The sequence below is a fragment of the Thermogutta sp. genome, from assembly GCF_014359955.1.
GTDB lineage: Bacteria > Planctomycetota > Planctomycetia > Pirellulales > Thermoguttaceae > Thermogutta.
Window position 1 is genome coordinate 1 of sequence record NZ_JACIYL010001066.1, and the last position, 1,179, is coordinate 1,179.

2 protein-coding genes are annotated in these 1,179 nt (G+C 55.9%); one reads left to right on the forward strand and one right to left on the reverse strand.

The annotated features are described in order from the left end of the window. On the reverse strand, positions 1-375 hold a 375-nt coding region (locus H5U08_RS19395), incomplete at its 3' end, for a TIM barrel protein (RefSeq protein WP_297037010.1). Between the two features lie 418 nt (positions 376-793). Here H5U08_RS19395 and H5U08_RS19400 point away from each other — a divergent pair. Beyond that, positions 794-1,179 (forward strand): HDOD domain-containing protein (locus tag H5U08_RS19400; protein ID WP_297037012.1); only part of this gene is annotated, 386 nt, incomplete at its 3' end.

Consider the following 1,179-nt stretch of genomic DNA (forward strand, 5'->3'; position numbering starts at 1 on the left):
GTCCTCCCACGCTTGGGGTGTTTGGTTGTCCGGATGCCCCTTCCACATGTCCAGCGGATCACGGGTTCCGGTACACACCGCCACGATTGTTCCTCCTAAATCTCGGCACACAGAACAAACCGTCGCCAGACGCGTGAGATACGCGCGACGGTAGCTCTCATCAGGATGGGCCATATTGAACGTCCCCGAAAACGTGGCGATTTTCAGGCCGCGTGCGGTCAGTTCCCGGCGAATCTGGTCAACCGTTCGGGTGTCCACTTCCTGTGGCAGAGCCTCTCCCACAATCGGCTGGAGAGTGAAATGAATCCATCGGATTCCCAGCTCGGCGATCACGTCGAGCGACTCCTGCCATCGCGGGCGGATGAAAATCTTCATGAAAATGCCAAGCTTCATGGTTTTTTTGCAAATGGAGATTGGTGACAGCCCTCATCTTTTGTGCTTCACGGCAGACACTCACGAAGTGTCGCCACCGAGATGGACAAAAGTACCCTCATTCTGATCCCCCTCGTGCGATAGCTCAAGCTACACTTTTCAATGGGAAGCCATTGGACCGTCCAACTGGCGCGGGTCCGTCCTCGAAAGGAAGATTCTTTCGACAAATGTCGGAATTTTCCGACAGTGAAGATTGATTGGATTCCGACGACCTTAACGAATTGACCTTTCATGCCGGCCAGGATAATCCCTCGCAATGCAGCGACTTTCCTGGGCGATGGCCCAAGAATCAGCGAGGATATCGCCCGGCATAGAATGACGCTGTTGCGCAGTCAGGACGACGCAGGGAAGGAACCGCACTATGTCGCAGCTTGATGTAGCAGGCTCAAGAACCGCCCAAAAACTCGCAGCGATTGCGGGAAATCTCTACACCCTGCCCGCGGTCGCCCTCAAAGTTCTTGAACTGGTCGAGCGTCCCGACGTGGACGCTGCTGTTCTCCGGGAGTGTATCGAGAAGGATCCCGCGCTGGCAGCCAAAATTCTGAAGGTGGTCAACAGTTCACTCTACGGGCCGGCCCAGCCGATTGGTGATTTGGGACAGGCTCTCGCGTTTTTGGGCGCAAAACCCCTCAAGCTTCTGGTGCTGGGGTTCAGTCTTCCTGCGAAACTGTTCCACGGTTTGGAAGCCAGGGTTCTTGCCTACTACTGGCGCCGAAGTCTAACGAAGGCCGTGACGGCGCGCGAACT